This is a genomic window from Rhabdothermincola sp., assembly GCF_036846205.1.
Taxonomy (GTDB): Bacteria; Actinomycetota; Acidimicrobiia; order Acidimicrobiales; family Acidimicrobilacustridaceae; genus Rhabdothermincola.
This window is the reverse complement of the sequence record NZ_DAIUCK010000173.1, coordinates 1-2,781: the sequence shown is the minus strand read 5'-3', so window position 1 is coordinate 2,781 and position 2,781 is coordinate 1. Positions and strand designations below refer to the sequence as shown.

Below are 2,781 nucleotides of genomic sequence, written 5' to 3'. Positions count from 1 at the left end.
CCGGGCGCGCCTATCGGGCCACGCGGTCCGCTGAGTCCCTGGCCACCGAGCACGGCATCGATCTGAGCACGGTCGGCAAGACGGGCCTCATCACCAGCGCCGACGTCGAGGCCATGATCGCTGCAACGAGGGACATCGATCCCTCGTCCCTACCTGCACCACTCGAAGTGACCGCCGGTCAACGCAGGGTCGTACTTCTTGGTGGGGGACTCGGCGCCACGCAGGTCATCGACATCCTGTCCCACGACGGGGAGCAGGAACCGGTGGCGGTCCTCGACGATGACCGTGAACGGTGGGGCAAGCACCTGGATGGCGTCCCGATCGTCGGGGGCACGGAACGCCTGGAGAGGCTGCATGCGGACGGGCTCGTCGACGCAGCCATCGTGGCCATCAGCACCTCCATCCCTGCTCGTACCCGCCTGCGCGAGCTGTGCCACAAGTACGACGTCCCGTTGACCAACGCCATCGACCCCACTGCTCGCCTGGCGAGTGGTGTGCACCTGGGTCAGGGCAACGTGATCTGCGCCTTCTGCCATTTCGGAGTGGGCACGATCGTCGGTGACAACAACTTCCTCTCCGCCTACAACTCGTTCGATCATCACTCGACCCTGGGCTCGGACATCTCGACCGGGCCAGGATGCATGACCTCGGGACTGGTCACCGTGGGAGACCGCGTCCGACTCGGAACGGGCATCTTCGTCGAGCCCAAGGTCGAGATCGCCGACGACGTGATCGTCGCCTCCGGCGCGGTCCTCGTGCGATCGGTGCCGGCGGGCCACGTGGTCAAGACCCGTGCGGGGACCAACGTCGTGTCACCGAGACGCCCGTGAGCGGTGAGCACTCCCACCACACCCATCCGCAGACGGGTCCGCCCATCAAGCGGGGAGTGAGAGAGAAGGACCATGACGATCGCCCGCAGCGCCGACCGAGCGCCGACCGCCCCACACGCGGCGCCGCTCCTCGCCACCCCTGACCCCGCACCAGTGAGCTACGAGATCCTCAAGCGCATCATCGATCTCGTCGGGTCCACGCTCGCCCTGGTGGCCAGCGCCCCCCTCTTCGCCTTCGTCGCCGTGCTGGTGAAGGCCACCAGCAGAGGTCCGGTGCTGTTCCGGCAGGAACGAGTCGGTCGCGGAGGCCGTACGTTCACCTGCCTGAAGTTCCGCACGATGCACCATCACGCCGACGATCACGTGCACCGGCAGTACGTGACCCACCTCCTGCGTGATGAGCACCCTCGAGAGGGAGGCCGGCCGGGCGTCTACAAGCTCACCGAGGACCGCCGGGTCACGCGGGTCGGTCGATGGTTGCGCCGCACGAGCATCGACGAGCTGCCCCAGCTCATCAACGTCCTGGCTGGCGATATGTCACTCGTGGGGCCGCGCCCGATGATCCCCTGGGAGACCGAGCTGCTCGAGCCTTGGCAGCGACTCCGCTTCTCCGTGAAGCCAGGTCTCACCGGACTGTGGCAGGTCAGTGGCCGGAGCCATCTCGACTACCGCAGCGCGCTCCGGCTCGACGTCGAGTACGTGCGGCAGCGATCGTTGCGCTTGGACCTGCAGATCCTCGCCCGTACCCCCGCAGCGGTCCTCGACCTCGACCAGGCAGCCTGACTGTCGAACGCGACGAGGGGAGGCCACCCGGGATGGGTGGCCTCCCCTCACTCAGGCTGGGATCAGTACCCCTTGCTGCGGGCGTCTGAGAGCTCCGCGTCGTAGGAACGCCCGTAGGACCCGCTGTTGTCCCCGTCGAAGTAGTGGTGTGCCTCGTAACGGATGTTGCCCAGCGAGTCACGGATCCACGGACCGTTCGGGTGGGACTCGACGAACCGGCGGGCGGTGGACCAGTTGTACCCGGGCACGAAGATCGTGTGGCGGTCGCCGGCACCTCGAATGGCGTCGACTGCCGCTTGGCTGGCCTGCTCCCAGCCTGCCGATCCGGTCGGCATGTTCGTGGGCTCGTTCATGAGCCCCCAGCCGCTGATGTTCGGCCGATCGCCGAGGGCGACGGCCAGGCGACGCCAGAGGTCGGCGAAGTGCTGGTTCGTGACCCCGCTCGAACCGATCGGCGTGCGGATGCCGGGAGAGCCCATCCAGTAGGCGCCGTAGTTCATGACCGTAGGGATGACATCGATCCCCGCCGCGTTGGCCCGGTCGATGACGTCACGGAGACGGGCGAGCTCCGTGGTGTCCAGTGGTCCACCGAGGGTCGGCTGAATCCGCTCCCACCGGAACGGCAGGCGCACCACCTCGACCCCGCGCGAGGCCAGGTAGTTGAAGGTGGCCTGGCTGTCGTAGTGGTAGTCCTGATCGTAGGTGCCGCGGTTCACGTTGGAGAATGCGCCACCGCTTCCGGTGCCGAGGTTCCCACCGATGCCGAACTCACCGCCGTTCACGTTCACGCCGCGGTCCTTGCCGGCTCCGCCACGGTGGGCCTCGACGACCCGGGCGGGGGACAAGGCGGTCCCGATGGACGGGCCGTTGTTGCCGTAGATGGCGAGGTTGTAGGAACCCCACCATTCGCCGGTCGCCCACGCGGTGACCATCAGGCCCTTGCTGTCGGCAGCCTGGTACCAGGTGTCGGCGAGCGCGTTCCAGCGATCGGTCGACTCGTTGTTCGGCCAGCCGACCTCACCGATGTAGCCCTTCGCTCCGGTGCGGTCGAGCCAGTCGGTGAAGACCTTCAGCTCGGCCAGGACGCGGCGCTGGAGCGCGTCCGCTCCCACCGGCCAGCTGCCCGTTGACGGGGGTGGGGTGGCGGGCGGGGTGGTGGTCGGCGGTG

General features: G+C 67.9%; 3 protein-coding genes. 2 read left to right on the top strand and 1 reads right to left on the bottom strand.

Annotated features, from left to right (window positions below; translation table 11 throughout):
* Both V7004_RS15600 and V7004_RS15595 read left to right on the top strand, forming a co-directional pair.
* Positions 1 to 830, top strand: an 830-nt coding sequence (locus V7004_RS15600; RefSeq protein ID WP_334145164.1) for a hypothetical protein, incomplete at its 5' end; no start/stop codon positions are given.
* Between the two features lie 72 nt (positions 831 to 902).
* Positions 903 to 1,613 (top strand): sugar transferase, encoded by a 711-nt coding sequence (locus tag V7004_RS15595; RefSeq protein ID WP_334145162.1) that lies wholly within the window; start codon positions 903 to 905, stop codon positions 1,611 to 1,613.
* A gap of 62 nt (positions 1,614 to 1,675) precedes the next feature.
* Here the strand turns inward: V7004_RS15595 and V7004_RS15590 are convergent.
* Positions 1,676 to 2,781: glycoside hydrolase family 5 protein (locus V7004_RS15590; RefSeq protein ID WP_334145161.1), on the bottom strand; the 1,106-nt coding region annotated here is incomplete at its 5' end.